Here is a 17,906-nt window from a genome sequence, read left to right as displayed (position 1 = left end):
CCCCGGCAACGCGGATCCGACGGCGAACTCACGGTTTGGCCGCGTATTTCTCCTGATTGGCCGGCGTCACCAGCTCGAATGGGATCCAGTAATACGGCTCAAGCTTTTCGCCGTTGATCATGCGCTGCGCCACCTCGACCGAGGCCTTGCCCTGGCCGATCGCGTCCTGGAACACCGTGACCTGCATCTTGCCGAAGGCCAGCGCCTTGAGGCCGTCCGGCGTGGCGTCGATGCCGCCGATCAGCACTTTCTTGTCCGCCTTGCCCGCCTGCTGCAGCGCCATGATCGCGCCGATCGCCATCTCGTCGTTGTTGGCGGCGACGATGTCTATCGCTTCGCCGTTGGTCAGCCAGTTCATCATCAGATCCATGCCTTCACTGCGTGAATAGTTGGCGCTCTGCTTCTGCACCACCTTCATGTTCGGGTATTTGGCCACCACCTGCTCCACGTCTTTGGTGCGCTGCAGAGCGCCGGCGTCGGTCAGGTTGCCGATCATCACCGCCACGTTGCCCTGATAGTTGGCCAGCCGCGCCAATTCCTCCATTTGCAGCGTGCCGGACTCCCGCTCGTCGGAGCCGACGAACACCACGCCCTGAGGCAGTTTGGCGTCGCCCGGCGTGCGGTTCACGTACACCAGCGGCACGCCGGCGGCCTGCACCATTTTGGTCATTACCGGCGTGCTGGCCGAGTTGACCGGATCGACGATAATCGCGTCCACCCCGGCGCTGATAAAACTCTGCACCTGGTCGGTCTGGCGGCCGACGTCGCCGCGCGCGTCCTCGAACTGCACGGTAATGCCGCGCGCCTTGGCCTCCTTGTCGATCGCCTGGCGGATAATGGTGAGGAAGTTCTGGTCGAAATAGGCCATCGATACGCCGATGGTTTGCGCCAATGCCGGGGTGGACGCACACAGCGCCACCGCCAGCCACAGCCCTTTCAGGTAATTCATGATGTGCCCCCCCGGTAAAAAAACACCGCCGGCCAACCCTGGCGCCGGCGGCAATTCACGGCAATCAGTGTTTCTTGCGGTTGCGACGCATGTCGATCGACACGGCGGCGACGATAATCACGCCTTTGATGATGTCCTGAATGTAAGAATCGACGCCGATAAAGGTGAAGCCGCTTTTGATAAGGCCGAGGATCACCGCGCCGATCAGCGTGCCGGTAATGCGCCCGACGCCGCCCATCAGGCTGCTGCCGCCGATCACCGCCGCGGCGATGGCGTCCAGCTCATAGGACATGCCCATGCTCGACTGGCCGCTGCTGACGCGCGCCGCCAGCACCACGCCCGCCAGTCCCGCCAACCCGCCGGCGATGGTGTAAACCGTCACCAGATATTTGTTGACGTTGATGCCGGACACCCGCGCCGAGGTCATGTTGCCGCCGATGGCGTAGATGTATTTGCCATAGCGGGTGTGTTTGAGCGCGATATGGAAGATCACCGCAATCACCAGGAAGATGATCACCGGCATCGCGCCCTGGCCGATTGACGTGAAGCCGTCCGACAGGAAGCTGACCGGGTTACCCTTGGTGTAGTACTGCGCCAGACCGCGCGCCGATACCATCATCCCCAGCGTGGCGATGAACGGCGGAATGCCGGTGCGGGTGATCAGGAAGCCATTGATAAAGCCGCAGACAATGCCCACCCCAATCCCCGCGCCGATCGGGATCGCCGCCGGCAGATCGAGCAGCCCCGGGTACATCGGCGAAATGCTGTCCGAGGTCTGCGCCAGGCTGGCCGCCACCACCGCAGTCAGCGCAATCAGCGAACCTGAGGAGAGATCGATGCCGGTGGTGATGATCACCTGGGTGACGCCCACCGCGATGATGCCGATGATCGCCACCTGCAGCACGATCAGCAGCAGGCGGTTCGGGTTCAGCAGGAACGACTGATCGCGCATGTACCAGCCGAGGATTTCGAAGACCAGCGCGATGCCGAGCATCACGATGAAGATGCCGGTATCCTTCGGCATTTTGCCGCTCAGCCCGGAGAACAGCGTTCCCTTGCTCGTTGAATCGGCGGAGAGCGGCTTCTCAATCTTTACGTTACTCATGATGTTCACCCTTCGTTATTCTGAGGCCAGCGCCAGGATCTTTTCCTGGTCCGCGTCGTCTTTGTCCAACATGCCGGTGATGCGGCCGCCGTGCATCACCATCACCCGGTCGCTCATGCCGAGGATCTCCGGCAGCTCGGAGGAGACCAGAATGATGGCGACGCCGCGGTTGGCCAGCTCGCTGATCAGGCGGTAGATTTCCGCTTTGGCTCCCACGTCGATGCCGCGCGTCGGTTCGTCGAGGATCAGGATTTTCGGCTGCGCCAGCAGCCAGCGCGCAATCAGCACCTTCTGTTGGTTGCCGCCGCTGAGGTTATTGATGATCTGATCCATGGTCGGCGTTTTGATGTTGAGCTTTTTGATCTGATCCATGCAGTCTTTGGCCATCTGCACGTGGCTGACGAAACCGTTCTTGCCGATGTATTCCGACAGGTTGACGATGCTCATGTTCTCGACCACCGACAGCACCAAAAACAGGCCGGATTTTTTGCGGTCTTCGGTGAGGAAGGCCAACCCGCTCTCGATCGCCTTCGCCGGGGAATCGACCTTCACCGCCTGGCCCTCGATAAAGATCTCGCCGCCGTCCGCCGGGTGCATGCCGAACAGGCTTTCCATCACTTCGCTGCGCCCGGCGCCCACCAGCCCGGCGACGCCGAGGATCTCGCCGCGTTTGACGCTGAACGACACGTCGTGGAACCAGCCGCTGCGGCGCAGCCCCGCCACCCGCAGCACTTCCTCGCCGATGTTGTTGTTGAATTTGGGGAACATCTGCGTCAGTTCACGCCCCACCATCATGGTGATCAGCGACTGTTTGGTCAGATTTTCGGTTTTGTCGCAGGCGATGAAAGTGCCGTCGCGGAAAATGCTCACTTCGTCGGTGATGGCGAAGATCTCGTCCATCTTGTGGCTGATATAGATGATGCCTTTGCCCTGCTCGCGCAGTTCGCGGATGATGGCGAACAGGTGCACCACTTCACCTTCGGTCAGCGCTGAGGTCGGTTCGTCCATGATCAATACGTCAGCGTTGTAGGACACCGCCTTGGCGATCTCCACCATCTGCTGGTTGGCGATGCTCAGTTCGCCCACCAGCGTGTCCGGCTGCAGTTTGATGTTCAGCCGCGCCAGCAGCTCGCGGGTGTTCTCGTTCAGCTGCTCGTGGTTGACGAACCCCAGCCGCGCCGGCTCGCGCCCCAGCCAGATGTTTTCCGCTACCGTCATATAAGGCACCAGGTTCAGCTCCTGGTGGATCATGGAAATGCCCGAATGCAGCGCCTGCAGCGTGTCGCTGAAGGTGACCGGCCGGCCTTTGATTTTTATCGAGCCTTCATCCGGGTGGTAGATGCCGATCAGGCATTTCATCAGCGTCGATTTGCCTGCGCCGTTTTCCCCCATCAGCGCGTGCACGCTGCCGGGTTTGATTTTAATCGAGACCTTATCCAGCGCTTTGACGCCGGGGAACTGCTTGCTGATGCCTTCGGCCTCAAGAACATAAGGGTACATACCGCTTACCTCCGCACTGACCCACGTTTTCCGCCGCGCTCGCCCCACACCGGCGCCCGCGGCGGGCTTCAAGGCTTATTTCTTGTTTTTATCGGCGAATTGCTGGTAATTGGCCTGGGTGATCAGCTGGTAAGGGATCAGCACGTTGCTCTCCACTTTCTCGCCTTTCACCAGTTGAACGGCGGTCTGCACCGCACCCTCGCCCTGGCCTTTGGCGTCCTGGAACACGCTCAGCGCCAGATCGCCTTTTCTGATGAATTCCAGCGCATCGGGCGTGCCATCCACGCCGGCCACCCGCACGCCGGACTTTTTAGCCTGCTTGAGCGCCAGGATGGCGCCGATGGCCATTTCGTCGTTGTTGGAAGCGATAGCGTCGATCTGCTGGCCGGTCAGCACCCAGTCAGTGGTGATATCCACCGCATCTTTACGCGTCCACTTGGCGGTTTGCTTATCGATAATCTTGATACCGGGATAGTTGGCCGCCACCTCTTCCACGCCGCGGGTGCGGTCGCGGGTCGATTCATTCGACAGTTCCCCCATCAGGATCATCACGTTGCCCTTGCCGTTCATCAGCTTGGCCAACGCTTCCATCTGCAGTTTGCCGGCCAGCTTGGAATCGGAGCCGACGTAGGCCATGCCGGCCGGGAGCGTCACTTCCGGCTTGCGGTTGACGAACACCAGCGGGATCTTGGCGTTCTCGGCCAGTTTGATCATCGGCTTGACGCCCTGGGTATCCACCGGGTTGAGGATGATGGCGTCGACGCCCTGGCTGACGAAGTTTTCGATTTGTTGAATTTGCTGCGCGATGTCGCCCTTGGCGTCTTCGAACTGGCCGCTGACGTTGCCGTCGGCCTTCATTTTGCTTTGCATCGACTGGCGCAGAATGGTGAGGAAGTTGTCATCGAAGTAAGCCATGGAAACGCCGATCTTGATGTCTTTCGCCAACACGCTGGCCGGCAGCATGCACATCAGTACCGAGGCGGCGATCAATTTCTTCAGCTTCATGTTCGTTACCCTTTAATCGTTAGAATGAAGAGGTCTGTTGGTTGACAGCTAATGAAAAATATTTTTTACATTCAAACAACAATACGGTCGGTGTTATCCCTTTGATACGGCGAAATTACCGCGTTATCGCCGTATTAAGGCCGTGAACAAAATGGTGATCGATATCTCAAAATAGATTAAAAACAATCAATTGAAATAAACCCCTGGTGGAGCAAGCCGCGTCTTCGCCGCTTTTTTAAATGTTTATTTCATAATTTAGACTATTGAAACTTTTTAACCCAAACAAGCGAAACATGCGTTTTGGAATGGCTTATTAACAAAAACATGACACGGATCTAACAAATGAAATGAAAGCCGCCCGCGAGCGTTCCCCTTTCGTGCGCCGGCAAAAACTGCGAGCGGGCGCGCAGTTTGCGGTTTCCGCGTTTCCTGACCATCCTTACTCGGCAATAATGGACATATCCCTATCTCAGGAGGACCTGACATGCAGCTCAGCAGTAAGGTGCGGATGAACCGCCTGTTCAACAACGGCAAGTGCCTGGATGTGGCGATCGATCACGGCATCGCCAACGAACCGGATTTTTTAATCGGGCTGGAAGATATCGAACGGGTGATGGGCAACCTGATCGCCGCGCGCCCCGACGCGATTCAGGTCAACTACGGGCAGGCGGATCTGCTGCAGCGCGCGCCGCAGCGCGAAAAACCGGCGCTGGTGATGCGCACCGACGTCGGCAACGCCTATAACGCCGCACGCCACCGCGAAATGTGGGCGGTGCTGCACAACCCGGAAGCGCCGATCCTGGCCGCGCTGCAAATGGACGCCGCCGCGGTGGTGGTCAACCTCTATATGATCCCGGATGAACCCGGTATTTTCCGCCAGTGCGTAGAAAACATCGGCCGCCTGCGCCACGCCTGCGATCGCTACGCCATGCCGCTGATGATCGAACCGCTGGTGATGGCCCCGGCCGGCCAGGGCGCCGCCTACGGATCGCTGGGTGACGTGGAGAAAATCGTGCCGCTGGTGCGGCTGGCGCGCGAGCTGGGCGCCGACATCATCAAGGCCGATCCGACCGATCGGGTGGAAGATTTCCACCGCGTGGTGGAAGCGGCGCGCTGCCCGACGCTGGTGCGCGGCGGCGGCAAGGGAGAGCTGGGCCCGGTGCTGGAGAAATCCGCCGCGCTGATGGCCCAGGGCGCCTCCGGCATGGTCTATGGCCGCAACGTCTATCAACACAGTAATCCTTCGCAGGTGGTGCGCGCCCTGATGGCGATCATCCACCAGGGCGCCAGCGGCCAACAGGCGCTGGAGATCTACCACCAGCAGTGACCCGCTTTTGTAACTAAAATAACCCCTCCGCACCCCGGCAGCGTGCTATAACCTGCTGCCGGTAACTGCAGCTTGCCGCATTCCTCGCTAGAATACGCCGTGATATCGCCATTCGGAGAACCGCCATGCCAAAACAACGGGTGCCGCTCAAGCTGAGCACCTCCATCACGCTGATGGTGTCCGCCATCATCGCTTCGGTGCTGCTGGTGGTGTTCGCGCTGTTTTTCGTGCAGATGAGCCGCGAGGGGCAAGATCAGCTGCAGCAAAAAGCCATCGCCGTCGCCAACACGCTGGCGCTCTCCAACACCGTGATCGACGGCCTGCAGCGGCGCGATCACAGCGGCGCCATTCAGCGCTTCGCCGAGCAGGTGCGCCATCAAAACGAGCTGCTGTTCGTGGTGGTGGTGGATATGCAGGGCATCCGCTATTCGCACCCTAAACCCTGGCTGATCGGCAAGCATTTTATCGGCGACGATCTGGCGCCCGCGCTGCAAGGCAACGTCAACAGCGCCATCAACCGCGGCACGCTGGCTCCGGCGCTGCGGGTGTTCGTGCCGGTGTATGACGATCAGAAAAAACAAATCGGCGTGGTGGCGCTCGGCATCGCGCTGGACACCGTGCAGCGGGTGGTGGCGGAAAGCCGATGGATCATCTATTGGACCATCGCCTTCGCCGCCCTGGTCGGCAGCCTGGGCACCTTTTTCCTGGTCTCTGCGCTCAAACGCATCATGCTGGGTTTCGAGCCTTACGAAATCTCCAACCTGTTCGAACAGCGCAACGCCATGCTGCAATCGATTAAAGAAGGCGTGATCGCGGTCGATAATGAATCCCGCATCACCATCGTCAATGACGAAGCCAAGCGCCTGCTGCGCCAGAGCGGGCCGGTGGAAAACCTGCTGCTGGAAGCCGCCAGCAAACATTGGCCGGCGCAGCTGCATCTGGCGGAGGTACTGGCCAGCGGCGAACCGCTGCGCGATCGGCAGATCAGCTTCAACGGCAGCGAACTGCTGACCAATACCGTGCCGGTGATCGTCAACGGCCAGGTGACCGGCGCCATCGCCACCTTCCGCGACAAGACCGAGATCAGCCGCCTGCTGCAGCGGCTGAGCGGCATGGCGCACTACGCCGACGCCCTGCGGGTGCAATCGCACGAATTTATGAACAAGCTGCATGTGATACTCGGCATGCTGCATATGAAGGCCTATCAGCAGTTGGAAAACTACATCATCAACACCGCCAGCAACTATCAGGAAGAGATCGGCGCGCTGCTGCGCAAAATCCATTCGCCGGAGGTGGCGGGCTTCTTCATCGGCAAGATCAGCCGCGCCCACGAGGCCGGCATCGAACTGACCATCGGGGAAACCAGCCTGCTGCCGGAAACCGACGATGCGGAAACCACCCACGTGCTGATCAGCGTGCTCGGCAACCTGATCGAAAACGCCATCGACGCCATCGACGGCGTTGAGGGCCACGAGATCGGCCTGAGCTTCCATCATCACGACGATCAATTACACTGTATCGTCAGCGACGACGGCCCCGGCATCGATCCGGCGATCGGCGCGCGCATCTTCGAACACGGATTTTCTACCAAGGGAACGGGACGCGGCATCGGCCTGGCGCTGATCCGCAGCCATCTGGAGAAACTGGGCGGCAGCATCGATTTCGAATCCGAACCGGGCGAGCTGACCCAATTTTTCGTGCACCTTCCCTATCAGGCCAAGAGCAGAGCCCATGATTAACGTACTGATTGTCGACGACGACCCGATGGTGGCGGAGCTGAACAAATACTATCTGAGCCAGGTCGGCGGTTTTCACTGCCAGGCGACGGTCGCGACCCTGAGCCAGGCGCGCGCCCTGCTGGCCGATACCAGCGTCAGCATCGATCTGGTGTTGCTGGATATCTACATGCAGCAGGAGAATGGGCTGGATCTGCTGCCCGGCCTGCGCGAGCTCGGCGAAAAGACCGATGTGATCATCATCTCCTCCGCCAGCGACGTGAACACGGTGCAAAAAGCGCTGCACTACGGCGTGGTGGATTATCTGATCAAGCCGTTCCAGTTCAGCCGCTTCAAGGAGGCGCTGAGCCACTACCGGCAACAGTCACAGCTCTTGGCGCAACGCGAGTTTTCGCAGGCCGACGTCGACAGCCTGTTGCGCCGCCAGCCCGGCGGCCAGGAGAGCAAAAAGCTGCCGAAGGGCCTGACCAGCATCACCCTGAGCACGGTGTGCGAGTGGATCGAACAGCAGCACGACAGCGAATTCTCTACCGATAATCTGGCCAACGCCATTGGCATTTCGCGGGTGTCCTGCCGCAAGTACCTCATCTATCTGGCGGAAAGCGGTATCCTCGGCACCCGTATTCTGTACGGCGCCACCGGCCGGCCGGTCTATCTGTATCAGCTGAAACCGGACGCGATCGCCATGCTGAAAGAGCATTGCCGCCCGGCCTAAACGACGTCGGGCGCAGAAAGCGCCCGGACGTTAAAGGTTAGAAGTTGTGCATGTAACACTTCGCCTCGGGATGAGGATCTTTCGAGTGTCTGCGCAGGCAACGCTGCTTTTTCTGCTGCTGTTCCAGGTTCCGCTGCTGCCGCTCGGCGGTCTCAGCGGCTTCGCGCTGCTGTTCGCGTGCAATCGCCTGCTCGTTGGCCAGCGTCAGGTTATCGACATTCCACACCTTGTGGCGCAATGCGTCGCGCTTTTTCTGGTACTCCTCGGTGACCTTACTGTCCTTCGGCGCCGCCGCATGGTATTCCAGATCCACCCGCGCCTGCGCGAAGCTGGAACAACACAAGGCCACGCCGGCCAACACGATCCTTTTCATCAATGACTCCTTTGACATTACATCGCTTGACTCTGCGTACACGCCGGCTCAGCAACCGTTCGGCGATGCCGTCGGCTTTTCCTCTGAACGGGAGACGCGCTGCCCGCCGGTGACGGGCGCTTTGCCGGGCTCGATAGCGCACTCCGCCAACCGCGCCAGCTCTTCCGCATCGCGCTCTGTCGGCGGCGCTTCCTCGCTCATTTCCTGACGCAGATCCTGCGCCAGCGCTTTCAGGCGCTTTTGAAACAGCACCGGCGACACTCCTTCGCACGGCCTGTCGTAGCGCGCTGCGCCGGCGCTTTGGCTTAGCGGCGGCAACAGCAAGAGAAAGATCGCGGCCATGTTCTTCGTCATGGGCAACTCCTTTGATTACGCCGAAATAAACCGGCGGTTCCCTATAAGGAAAACGAATTGTCTGCTAACGCAATGAATGGTCAAGCCACGGCAGAATAACGCAGGAAAGGTAAACCCTCCGACAATATCGGCAGAATGCGCGCATTAATTTGGCTGAATATATTTAGCGGTTTAACGATCGAATATTTTCGACCCATCTAACGTACCGCCAATACCGATATTACCTTCATGCAATACCGACGAGGCAGACTCACCCGCCATGATGCGTTGCCGCTGTTCCCGCGTGGCCGGCTGAGGCTGAGACCAGTCCGGGGACGTCGACGTTGGCTGGATCGCGCTGCAGCCGCTCAACAAAAACAACGATACCGTGGCACAATAACGCCATGTCATAGCTTTCTCCTTAAAGGAAATAAAATACCCGCAGCCGGCGGCAAGGGTAAATAAAAAATGACTTTCTTTAGTTTAATAACCGCCGTTATTTCACCATCCGACTGCCGATGTTAACCACCCGGTTCCTCTGTTAACCCGAAATAAACATTTTCGCTTAGCCACCCGATAATTCGCAGGCAATAAAAAAGGCCGGGCTAACCCGACCTTGTTTGACCGCTCGACGCGCTTAGACCAGCTCGATCACATCGAAATTGGCTTCGCCGCTCAGATCGGCGTCGTAGTCAACGCCCTGCAGACCGAAGCCGAACAGGCGCAGGAATTCCGCCTTGTAGCCCTGGTAATCCGTCAGTTCGTTGATGTTGTTGTCGTTCAGCTGCCGCCAGATTTCACGACAGGTTTCCTGCACTTCGTCGCGCAGTTCCCAGTCATCCAGACGCAGACGGTGCTTCTCATCGGTGTCCGGCGCCGCACCGCTGTACAGCTTGGTGGCGAACAGACGCTGGATCTGCTCGATGCAGCCTTCGTGAATGCCCTGCTCCTTCATGATTTTGAACACGATGGAGATATACAGCGGCATCACCGGAATGGCGGAGGAAGCCTGAGTCACTACCGACTTGAGCACCGCAACGTAAGCCGCGCCGCCTTTGGCCTGCAGCTTCTGGTTGATGGCGTGCGCCGCGCGATCCAGATCTTCTTTCGCCTTGCCCAGCGTACCGTGCCAGTAAATTGGCCAGGTCAGATCGGTACCGATGTAGGAGTAAGCGACCGACTGCGCGTTATCCGCCAGCACGCCCGCTTCGTCCAGCGCGTCCATCCACAGCTGCCAGTCCTGGCCGCCCATCACCTTCACGGTGTCGGCGATTTCTTGCTCGTTGGCCGGCTCGACCACGGCTTCAACCAGCACGTCTTTGTTAGTGTCCAGCGCGACGGATTTGTATGGCTCGCCGATCGGCTTCAGTGCGGAACGCACCACTTCGCCGGTTTCCGGCATCTTACGCACCGGTGAAGCCAGCGAGTAAACCACCAGGTCAACCTGACCCAGGTCTTTTTTGATCAGATCGATCACGGTCTGACGGCACTCGTTGGAAAATGCGTCGCCGTTGATGCTTTTCGCGTACAGGCCTTCTTCTTTAGCTGCCTTGTCGAAACCGGCGGAGTTGTACCAACCGGCGGAACCGGTTTTGCCTTCGCTGCCAGGCTTCTCGAAAAATACGCCGATGGTGGCCGCACCGCTGCCGAAAGCGGCATTGATGCGCGAGGCCAGACCGTAACCGGTGGATGCACCAATAACCAGCACCTTTTTAGGCCCGTTTTTCAGTTCGCCGCGTGACTTAACGTAGGCGATTTGCTCACGGACGTTGGCTTCACAGCCTGCCGGGTGAGCGGTGGTGCAGATAAAACCACGAATTTTAGGTTTGATAATCATAGTAATTTTTTCTTGGTAGCTAAAAACCGAAGGACAATATACCTGATTTTCTCGATATACTTAAGAAAGTGCGAAAACAAGCGCAGTGAACAGACCAGTCGGAAAGCCCGCCGCCGAGACATGTCATGATGGCAAAGGGATAATCATGGCAGGCCGGGTTGCGATTACCCGGCCTGTCGAGAGTCACGCCTTGTTCTTTTCCAACTGCTCAATCAGCGTGTAACGCAGCGATGAGGCATCGGCCGGTACGTTCTCAACCGGGGTGACGCGCACTTTCAATCGATACTGATAGCCCGGTTCGAAGGTGAAGCCCTCGATGCCGGTATAGAACAACTCCCACGGCTGCAGCGCGGAGCGGCGCACCTGCATACACTTCATCGGGGCAACGCCCACGCAGTCCACCAGCGCGCTGTTCACCAGCAACACTTCCGTTTGGCCGCCTTTCTCGTTTGCGGGCTGATTCATCGAGGTTCCCTCCTGGCTGCAGCCGGCCAGCGCGGCCAACGCAACAAATAACAACGCTTTAATTTTCAATGTACTGCACCAATAGTCATCCAGGGGCGCCATGCTAACAAATTAACCGGCTCAAGAGAACAGATAGCGCTACGGTTCCACACGCCCCAAATATCATTCCTCGGTACTCTATCAGTCTGGAAAATATCGCAAAATAAACCCCCTGTTCTTATCCGAACCGGTAATTACCCCCGCTATTTTTTCTGTTAAAAACAGCTGGCTTGCGCAAGCTTTACTGAATCTAACTGAATCGATAAAGAGGGAATTTTATGCAAGAGATCGATACCAAACACTTACACCTGATCGCCGGCGCCGGTAACTTTGGCGACAACCGCAGCAGCAATGGCCGCGTCAACAACAACGGCGGCAACAAGAACGGAGGCGGGTCATCCAATCAGGGATTCTACGGCAAGCACACCTCGCCGGATTGCGTTAACGGCGTGATCACCGGCTCTCTGGGCGGCCTTGGCGGCCTGGCGGTGGGCGCGCTCAACGGCGGCTGCTTCAAGGAGGGCAGCAAGGGCGGCGGCAACATCGGCATGGGGAAAGGCGGCAACAAAAACAGCGGCAGCAGCTGCAATAACAATAGCAGTAAAGGCGGCAATACCTGTTCGCGCTAAGCGGTTTTAATTAATCAAAGCTCCGGCTGAGCCTCTCCGTTCGGTCGGCGCTTTCCGTATTTTTGGTGATAACCATGTTTAAACTGTTTCGTACCTTATGCCTGCTGCTCGGCTTCTGGATCGCCACCCTGCTGCTCAGCGGCGCGGGGGTCTCCTTTACCCACGGCTACGCCGCGCCTAAAAATCTGTCGCATTTCGTCGTCTCGCTGGTGGTGGTTGGCGCCATCCTGCTGTGGACCCATAAATTGCTGCGGTTCTTTTTTGCCGAGAAATTTGAGAAGAAACCGCGTTAAGCCGTGTTCTCGTTGGGGGCGCCGCCCGCAACGATAAAACCGGCATCGCGAATCGCCGCCTTAACCTGCCTGGCGTCCATCACGGCCGTTTTCACATAGCCAAAAAAGGCCACCCGTGCGCCGGGCAAACGGACTGGCGTCGCCAGTTGGGCCATAAGCTCACGATTGCGCTGCGCCATCAGCTCGGCGCGCGCCTGCCAAAACGCGGCCGGTTCGGAGGGGGCTTCAGTGGCGGTTTCGAACCGAGACGCCAACTCGCTTAGCGCCTCCCACTCCGCCAACAGGGCGGCAACCACTTCAGGGTTAGCCACCAGCCCCCAGTCAGAGGGTAAGGCCCCCTCACGCCACGCATTGAGATAGCCGGGCAACATCATCTTTAATTGACTCAGTTGCTCGTTCACTGCGGGTTACCTTTTATAGCGCCTGATGCCGGGATATTTCCCATAATGACACTCTCGTTAAACCGTTGATTGGAACAATGGCCGAAGCTTATCAACGCCATAAATGACGTAATGACTTTTGGTGCGGCTAAATTAGCAATAGGTGCGGGTGGTGTGTGGAGCCGGAGATCGGGCTGAGGTGTTACGACTGGAAAGAGAAACCAGAATTTTATTGGCGTCTTAAGTGGAATTTTCTTATAAATCAATCACACAAAAAAAGACCGAATACGATTCCTATATTCGGTCTAGGGAAATGGCTCTTGGGAGAGAGCCGTGCGCTAAAAGTTGGCATTTAATGCAGGGCTTGTTCAGCCGTGCACTTTAAGAGTAGCCTACCGCGCCAGTTTTGCCAGCCGCCCGGCGGCCGCGTGATAGTTTCGTGACGAAATAACTATGCGGCAAATGCGCATCAATCTGCGCACGCTGGGCAAGGCGTTGGCAAACAAGCGGTTAGTCAGCGCACAGCTTCTCGGCGCGCTCGATAAACGGCGCCATGCTCATTTTTTTCCCCGGTTCGGCAGGGTCGTCCAGCAGGATCACTTCCAGCGGCTGCGCGCGCTGATGGCCCTTCTTCACCTGCTGCTCCGCCGCATCGTTGAGCGGATATTGCATCAGAGTGCTGTTATTCAGCACAAACAGCGCGCCGCCGCTGCGGCACTGCAGCGTCACTTCTTCCTTGGTGAACGCCCACTGTTTGCCGTACTCCAGTTTGGTGATGTTCACCAGTTTGTCTGCCGCCAGCGCGCCGGTCGCGGTTGCCAGCAGCGTAATGCCGAGTAATACCGATTTCATGTGATGGCCTTAAGGTTGCTATTCGCGCCGATTTTCCCGCAGCTTGGCCGGTTGCGGCAAGCTGAAATGTCATACCGGCGCATAGGTTGCAAATAAACTGACCAGCAGCAGCACCGCCATCCCCAGCCCGACTTCGAGCCAGCAGGCCAGCACCACCCCGCGCTGCGCCAGCGCCGGTACGCGGCTCATCGCCGGCACGATGGCGTAGCGATTGGCCAGCGCCACCATCACCATCAGCGCCACCAGCGCGGTTTTGATCAGCAGCAGGCGCTGATAAGGCGAACCGAGGTTGAGCGGCCAACCGCCGAGAATGATCAGGCTGTTGACGATGCCGGTGACGATCACCGCCGCCACCGCCAGGTGCCCCCAGCGCGAGAAACGGATCAGCGTGGTGATGGCATCGCTGCGCCACTGCGGCGGCTGCAGGTAACGCAGGCAAACCAGCAACGGCGCCAGGCTGCCGAACCAGTAGCCGGCGGCCAGCAGGTGCGCCGCATGGTTGGCGCGGTGCAGCGCGCCCAACGCGCCTTCATGCATCGCCGCATGGCCGATGAACGCCAGGCTCATCAGCAGCAGCGCTGAGCACAGCGCCAACGCCTGCGCGCGCGGCCGTTCCGGCAGCGGCAGGCCCAGGATCGCCAGCAGCGACAGGCCCAGATGCCAGCGCCACACTTCGCCGAAGGTGGTGCCGAGCACCGCCCACCAGACCTCCAGCCGCCAGGCATCTTGCCAACCGTCGCCCATCTGCCCGGCCTGAATGGCCAGCAGCGCCACGGCGGAAAGCCCGGCAATCCAGGTGCCGGCAAACAGCAGCGGACGCACATCGCGGGAGAGGATCGGGGAGAGGCGCTGCGGTGACAATAAGGCGGTGAACAGACTGATGCCGAACATCAGCATCACCGCCGCAAAGTGCACCAAGCGACACAGAACGAACAGGGTCGCCAGAGTCACGATCAGTTTACGGTGAAGCTGTACTGGCCTTTGGTTTTATGCCCGTCGACCGACACCACATGCCAGCTGACGTTGTATTTGCCCGCGCTCAGCTCGCCTTCAATCGGCACGTTGACCTGGGTGTTGTTGTTCGGATCGAGCTGCAGCTTGCCGGTTTTCACCACGGCGTTGTCCGGGCCGGTGATTTTCACGCCGCTGAAGTTTGGCTCGATGCCTTCGGAGAAGCTGAGGGTCAGCGCCTTCGGCGCCGGGCTGACGCTGGCGTCGGCCTTCGGCGTTTCCACTTTCAGGTGGGCGTGCGCCAGCGCTTGCTGCGAAGACAGGCCGACGAACAGAACGAAAACGGTGGAAAGCAGGCGACAGGAGGAACGAATTTTACCGATCACAGTGGTATCCCTTAACAAAATAAAGAGGGTCATAAGGGTTAAGGCCACAGCCAAGGCGATGTATCAGCGGCCCCAACCCACCGCAATGATTGCGCCACGGGTAAACAGAAAAACGGGTTGTATCGGCTAACCCGCTGTTTTGACTCTACCATCCCTGTAGCGTATCGCGGTAAATCATAACGACCACGCTGCGGCAAGTCGAGCGCATCACTGGCATTTTGCGATCCGGCAGCACGTATCGCCGCATAACCGCGATAAACGCAGGGTAAAAAAAAACCGCGCATCAGGCTCGCCCGCGCGCGGTTTTTCGATGCTCTGGTGCAGATCAGGCCTGGTCGTTGCCGCCCTGGCCCATCGCGCCCATTTTCTTCAGATCTTTGTCGATGAAGAACAGGCCCTTGCCGCTGGTCCCCACCAGCGCCAGCTTGTCCAGCACGGATTTGAACAATTTCTCTTCTTCATGCTGCTCCGCCACGTACCACTGCAGGAAGTTGAAGGTGGAGTAATCGTGTGCGGTCATGGCGGCGTGCGCCAGTTCGTTGATCTGACGAGTGATCAGCTGTTCGTGTTCGTAGGTCTGCTGGAACACGTCCGCCAGCGACTCAAACGCCACCGGCGGCGCGGCGATGGTGCCCAGCAGCGGCAGAGAGCCGGTGTCGCTCAGATAGTCGAACAAACGTTGCATATGCTGCATCTCTTCCTGAGAATGCTCTTTAAGAAATGCGGCGGCGCCTTCAAAGCCTTTATCGCTGCACCATGCGCTCATCTGCAGATACAGGTTGGCGGAGTAGAACTCCAGATTCAGTTGCTCATTCAGCTTTTGAGTCATTTCTTGCGTCAGCATAATGATTCCTTTTATTTTGCAGGTCATGAATTTAATTTCCGCGCATTATGCCTTGCTGCCGTAGAAATAAAAACACATTATTCACACCAAGCAAACATTAATTATAAAAATTATAAATATCAATAAATTAAAATATCAAACCCACATTGAGAATTCACATGATAATTATTTTCATCTTTTATTTAAATCAAAAAACGAATCATTCTTATTTAAAAGAATAAATAGATTGCATTACTCTCGGATAAATATCGCTCCCGGCAACGGCGTAATGGGCTTGCCAAGCGCCGCCGGGTGGATTACCTTCTGCGCAGATTCAATGCGGCAAAGTAAGTAAGGAGCATAGCGTGGGTTACAATCTGGCCGAGCTGTCCAAAGAGGAAATGGACAGGGTGAATGTGGATCTCGCCGCCTCAGGCGTGGCGTACAAAGAGCGCTACAACATGCCGGTGATCCCGGAAGTGGTGGAGCGCGAGCAACCGGAAGCGCTGCGCGACTATTTTCGCGAGCGCGTGGCGCACTACCGCGCGGAATCCCACAAGTTTTCGCGCCTGCCGTACGAGCCGAAGGCTAAATAGAAAAACCCGCCGTTACGGCGGGTTTTTTTGCGTCACTTGCCGGCAAACCGGTCGGTGGCGATCATCAACTGGTGCAAAATGCCCGGCTCATCATACGAATGTCCCGCCCCTTCCACGATATGCAGCTCCGCCTCCGGCCAGGCCTTGGCCAGGTCCCAGGCATTCTGCACCTGGCAGGCCATGTCATAACGGCCGTGGACGATCACCGCCGGAATATGGCGGATCAACGGCACGTTGCGCAGCAGTTGGTCGTCGCTTTCCAGGAACCCCAGATGGGTGAAGTAGTGGTTTTCAATACGGGCGAACGCCAGCGCGAAATCATCCTCGCCGAACGAAGCGGATTCGCGGCTCGGCAGCAGCGTGACCGTCTCCCCTTCCCACACGCTCCACAGCTTGGCCGCTTCAAGCTGCACCTGCGGATCGGCCGAGGTCAGTCGCTGCCGGTAGGCGGCAATCACGTCTTTGCGCTCGTCATCCGAGAGGATGGACAGCACGCGCTCCCATTTTTCCGGGAAGAAGCGCGAAGCGCCGTCCTGGTAATACCAATGCAGCTCCTGCTTGCGCAGGGTGAAGATGCCGCGCAGCACCATTTCACTGACGCGCTCCGGGTGGGTCTGCGCATAGGCAAGCGCCAGCGTGGAGCCCCAGGAACCGCCGAACACCAGCCATTGTTCGACGCCGGCCATTTCCCGCAGCCGCTCGATATCGGCCACCAAATGCCAGGTGGTGTTGTTGTCCAGGCTGGCATGCGGACGGGAGCGGCCACAGCCGCGCTGATCGAACAGCAGCACCTTGTAGCGTTCGGGATCGAACAGCTGACGATGATGCGGGGAGATGCCGCCGCCCGGCCCGCCGTGAATGAAAACCGCCGGCTTACCGTTCGGGTTACCGCTCAGCTCCCAGTAGATCCGGTGGCCATCCCCAGTGTCCAGCCAACCGCTGTCGTATGCCGCTAACGGCGGGTACAAACCTCGTAATTGTTCCATGGCGCTTTCCGTCTCTCTGTGAGTCATGCTTTCATCAAAGCGGAAGCCGCCCGGCAGGTCAACGGTAAAACCCGAAAACTCGAACGCGCGCCGGGAACTCGGCGCGCGTTTGCTCAAAATCACAACGACCTGCTTGCAAAACGCCCACAGGCCCGATCAGTTCAGGTGCGCAATCGCGCTGATCTCCACCAACTGCTCGGGCGAAGCCAGCCCAGTGACGCCGATCAGCGAACCAGCGGGCCGGTGATCGCCGACATAGCGCTTGAACAACGCAACGCAGGGTTCAAAATGCGCCTGTACGTCAGTCAGATAGATCTCCACATACGCCAGGTTCGAACGTTCGGCGCCGAATCCCGCCAATACCCGATCCAGGTTGTCCAACGTCTGCTGGGTTTGCCGTTCGATATCGCCCGCGCCGATAAACTCACCCTGCATATCATGGGAAAACTGCCCCGAAATATAGAGGGTGTCTTTGACGCGAATGCCTTGGGACACGCCATTCTCCTCTTCCCAAATGACCCCGTGATGGTAGTGCGTGATGCCGTTTTTCATGCTGCTTCTCCAACCGTTTATCGTTTCCATGGCGACTATAATCGTTTGATTGGCGAATGGACGTCGTCACTGAA

Annotated in this window: 22 protein-coding genes; 6 read left to right on the top strand and 16 right to left on the bottom strand. The window is 58.3% G+C overall.

Annotation, left to right across the window (positions count from 1 at the left end):
• Positions 1-28 precede the first annotated feature (28 nt).
• From WFM45_RS05495 to WFM45_RS05480, 4 genes are all read right to left on the bottom strand, one after another.
• The gene (locus tag WFM45_RS05495) at positions 29-949 is read right to left on the bottom strand and encodes a sugar ABC transporter substrate-binding protein (RefSeq protein WP_336954880.1); all 921 of its coding nucleotides are present in this window, start codon (positions 947-949) and stop codon (positions 29-31) included.
• Positions 950-1,013: 64 nt separating this feature from the next.
• Positions 1,014-2,054, bottom strand: a complete 1,041-nt coding sequence (locus WFM45_RS05490; protein WP_004940978.1) for an ABC transporter permease — start codon at positions 2,052-2,054, stop codon at positions 1,014-1,016.
• A 15-nt stretch (positions 2,055-2,069) separates the two neighbouring features.
• On the bottom strand, positions 2,070-3,554 hold the full coding sequence (locus WFM45_RS05485) for a sugar ABC transporter ATP-binding protein (RefSeq protein WP_336954879.1): 1,485 nt from the start codon (positions 3,552-3,554) through the stop codon (positions 2,070-2,072).
• Between the two features lie 75 nt (positions 3,555-3,629).
• On the bottom strand, positions 3,630-4,559 hold the full coding sequence (locus WFM45_RS05480) for a sugar ABC transporter substrate-binding protein (RefSeq protein WP_004940971.1): 930 nt from the start codon (positions 4,557-4,559) through the stop codon (positions 3,630-3,632).
• Positions 4,560-5,043: 484 nt separating this feature from the next.
• Here WFM45_RS05480 and WFM45_RS05475 point away from each other — a divergent pair, with 484 nt between their 5' ends.
• From WFM45_RS05475 to dcuR, 3 genes are all read left to right on the top strand, one after another.
• Complete coding sequence (locus WFM45_RS05475) at positions 5,044-5,886, top strand: class I fructose-bisphosphate aldolase (protein WP_015377543.1); 843 nt, start codon at positions 5,044-5,046, stop codon at positions 5,884-5,886.
• A 125-nt stretch (positions 5,887-6,011) separates the two neighbouring features.
• Entirely contained in the window at positions 6,012-7,625 is a 1,614-nt protein-coding gene (locus WFM45_RS05470; RefSeq protein ID WP_336954878.1) for a sensor histidine kinase, read from the top strand.
• A complete protein-coding gene (dcuR, locus tag WFM45_RS05465; protein ID WP_156865502.1) occupies positions 7,618-8,337 on the top strand; it encodes a two-component system response regulator DcuR in 720 nt (239 codons plus the stop codon). Before WFM45_RS05470 ends, dcuR begins: the two co-directional genes overlap by 8 nt.
• Positions 8,338-8,374: 37 nt before the next feature.
• Here dcuR and WFM45_RS05460 read toward each other — a convergent pair whose 3' ends face one another.
• The 5 genes from WFM45_RS05460 to WFM45_RS05440 form a co-directional block, all read right to left on the bottom strand.
• Positions 8,375-8,710, bottom strand: coding sequence for a hypothetical protein (locus WFM45_RS05460; protein ID WP_004940957.1), 336 nt, complete (start codon positions 8,708-8,710; stop codon positions 8,375-8,377).
• Positions 8,711-8,758: 48 nt separating this feature from the next.
• On the bottom strand, positions 8,759-9,064 hold the full coding sequence (locus WFM45_RS05455; protein WP_004940954.1) for a hypothetical protein: 306 nt from the start codon (positions 9,062-9,064) through the stop codon (positions 8,759-8,761).
• A 171-nt stretch (positions 9,065-9,235) separates the two neighbouring features.
• Positions 9,236-9,454, bottom strand: a complete 219-nt coding sequence (locus tag WFM45_RS05450) for a hypothetical protein (protein WP_015377541.1) — start codon at positions 9,452-9,454, stop codon at positions 9,236-9,238.
• A 226-nt stretch (positions 9,455-9,680) separates the two neighbouring features.
• Positions 9,681-10,880: an enoyl-ACP reductase FabV gene (fabV, locus tag WFM45_RS05445; protein WP_016928134.1), complete on the bottom strand. Its 1,200-nt coding sequence runs from the start codon at positions 10,878-10,880 to the stop codon at positions 9,681-9,683.
• A gap of 183 nt (positions 10,881-11,063) precedes the next feature.
• The gene (locus WFM45_RS05440; RefSeq protein WP_166729870.1) at positions 11,064-11,414 is read right to left on the bottom strand and encodes a DUF4377 domain-containing protein; all 351 of its coding nucleotides are present in this window, start codon (positions 11,412-11,414) and stop codon (positions 11,064-11,066) included.
• Between the two features lie 248 nt (positions 11,415-11,662).
• Here WFM45_RS05440 and WFM45_RS05435 point away from each other — a divergent pair, with 248 nt between their 5' ends.
• Together WFM45_RS05435 and WFM45_RS05430 are read left to right on the top strand one after the other, a co-directional pair.
• Positions 11,663-12,013, top strand: a complete 351-nt coding sequence (locus tag WFM45_RS05435; protein WP_336954877.1) for a hypothetical protein — start codon at positions 11,663-11,665, stop codon at positions 12,011-12,013.
• A gap of 74 nt (positions 12,014-12,087) precedes the next feature.
• Complete coding sequence (locus WFM45_RS05430) at positions 12,088-12,306, top strand: hypothetical protein (protein ID WP_004940942.1); 219 nt, start codon at positions 12,088-12,090, stop codon at positions 12,304-12,306.
• Here WFM45_RS05430 and WFM45_RS05425 read toward each other — a convergent pair.
• The 5 genes from WFM45_RS05425 to ftnA all read right to left on the bottom strand — a co-directional run bounded on the left by WFM45_RS05425 (position 12,303) and on the right by ftnA (position 15,719).
• A complete protein-coding gene (locus WFM45_RS05425) occupies positions 12,303-12,707 on the bottom strand; it encodes a hypothetical protein (protein ID WP_049278662.1) in 405 nt (134 codons plus the stop codon). The two genes, WFM45_RS05430 and WFM45_RS05425, sit on opposite strands and share 4 nt — an antisense overlap.
• Positions 12,708-13,196: 489 nt before the next feature.
• On the bottom strand, positions 13,197-13,538 hold the full coding sequence (locus tag WFM45_RS05420; RefSeq protein WP_004940890.1) for a YebY family protein: 342 nt from the start codon (positions 13,536-13,538) through the stop codon (positions 13,197-13,199).
• Positions 13,539-13,607: 69 nt separating this feature from the next.
• Positions 13,608-14,489, bottom strand: coding sequence for a copper homeostasis membrane protein CopD (copD, locus tag WFM45_RS05415; protein ID WP_048322945.1), 882 nt, complete (start codon positions 14,487-14,489; stop codon positions 13,608-13,610).
• 2 nt (positions 14,490-14,491) lie between these two features.
• Positions 14,492-14,908, bottom strand: a complete 417-nt coding sequence (gene yobA, locus WFM45_RS05410; RefSeq protein ID WP_046686875.1) for a CopC domain-containing protein YobA — start codon at positions 14,906-14,908, stop codon at positions 14,492-14,494.
• A 292-nt stretch (positions 14,909-15,200) separates the two neighbouring features.
• The gene (ftnA, locus tag WFM45_RS05405; protein WP_015377481.1) at positions 15,201-15,719 is read right to left on the bottom strand and encodes a non-heme ferritin; all 519 of its coding nucleotides are present in this window, start codon (positions 15,717-15,719) and stop codon (positions 15,201-15,203) included.
• A gap of 344 nt (positions 15,720-16,063) precedes the next feature.
• Here ftnA and WFM45_RS05400 point away from each other — a divergent pair, with 344 nt between their 5' ends.
• The gene (locus WFM45_RS05400) at positions 16,064-16,294 is read left to right on the top strand and encodes a DNA polymerase III subunit theta (protein WP_016928156.1); all 231 of its coding nucleotides are present in this window, start codon (positions 16,064-16,066) and stop codon (positions 16,292-16,294) included.
• A 32-nt stretch (positions 16,295-16,326) separates the two neighbouring features.
• Here WFM45_RS05400 and pip read toward each other — a convergent pair whose 3' ends face one another.
• Together pip and WFM45_RS05390 are read right to left on the bottom strand one after the other, a co-directional pair.
• The gene (gene pip / locus WFM45_RS05395) at positions 16,327-17,280 is read right to left on the bottom strand and encodes a prolyl aminopeptidase (RefSeq protein WP_004928848.1); all 954 of its coding nucleotides are present in this window, start codon (positions 17,278-17,280) and stop codon (positions 16,327-16,329) included.
• 156 nt (positions 17,281-17,436) lie between these two features.
• A complete protein-coding gene (locus WFM45_RS05390) occupies positions 17,437-17,832 on the bottom strand; it encodes a RidA family protein (protein WP_004928846.1) in 396 nt (131 codons plus the stop codon).
• Positions 17,833-17,906 lie beyond the last annotated feature (74 nt).

Source organism: Serratia sp. KG1D, from assembly GCF_037150675.1.
In the GTDB taxonomy this organism is placed as follows: Bacteria; Pseudomonadota; Gammaproteobacteria; order Enterobacterales; family Enterobacteriaceae; genus Serratia; species Serratia nematodiphila.
The sequence above is the reverse complement of the archived record's forward strand: the minus strand, read 5'-3'. Positions and strand labels throughout refer to the sequence as shown.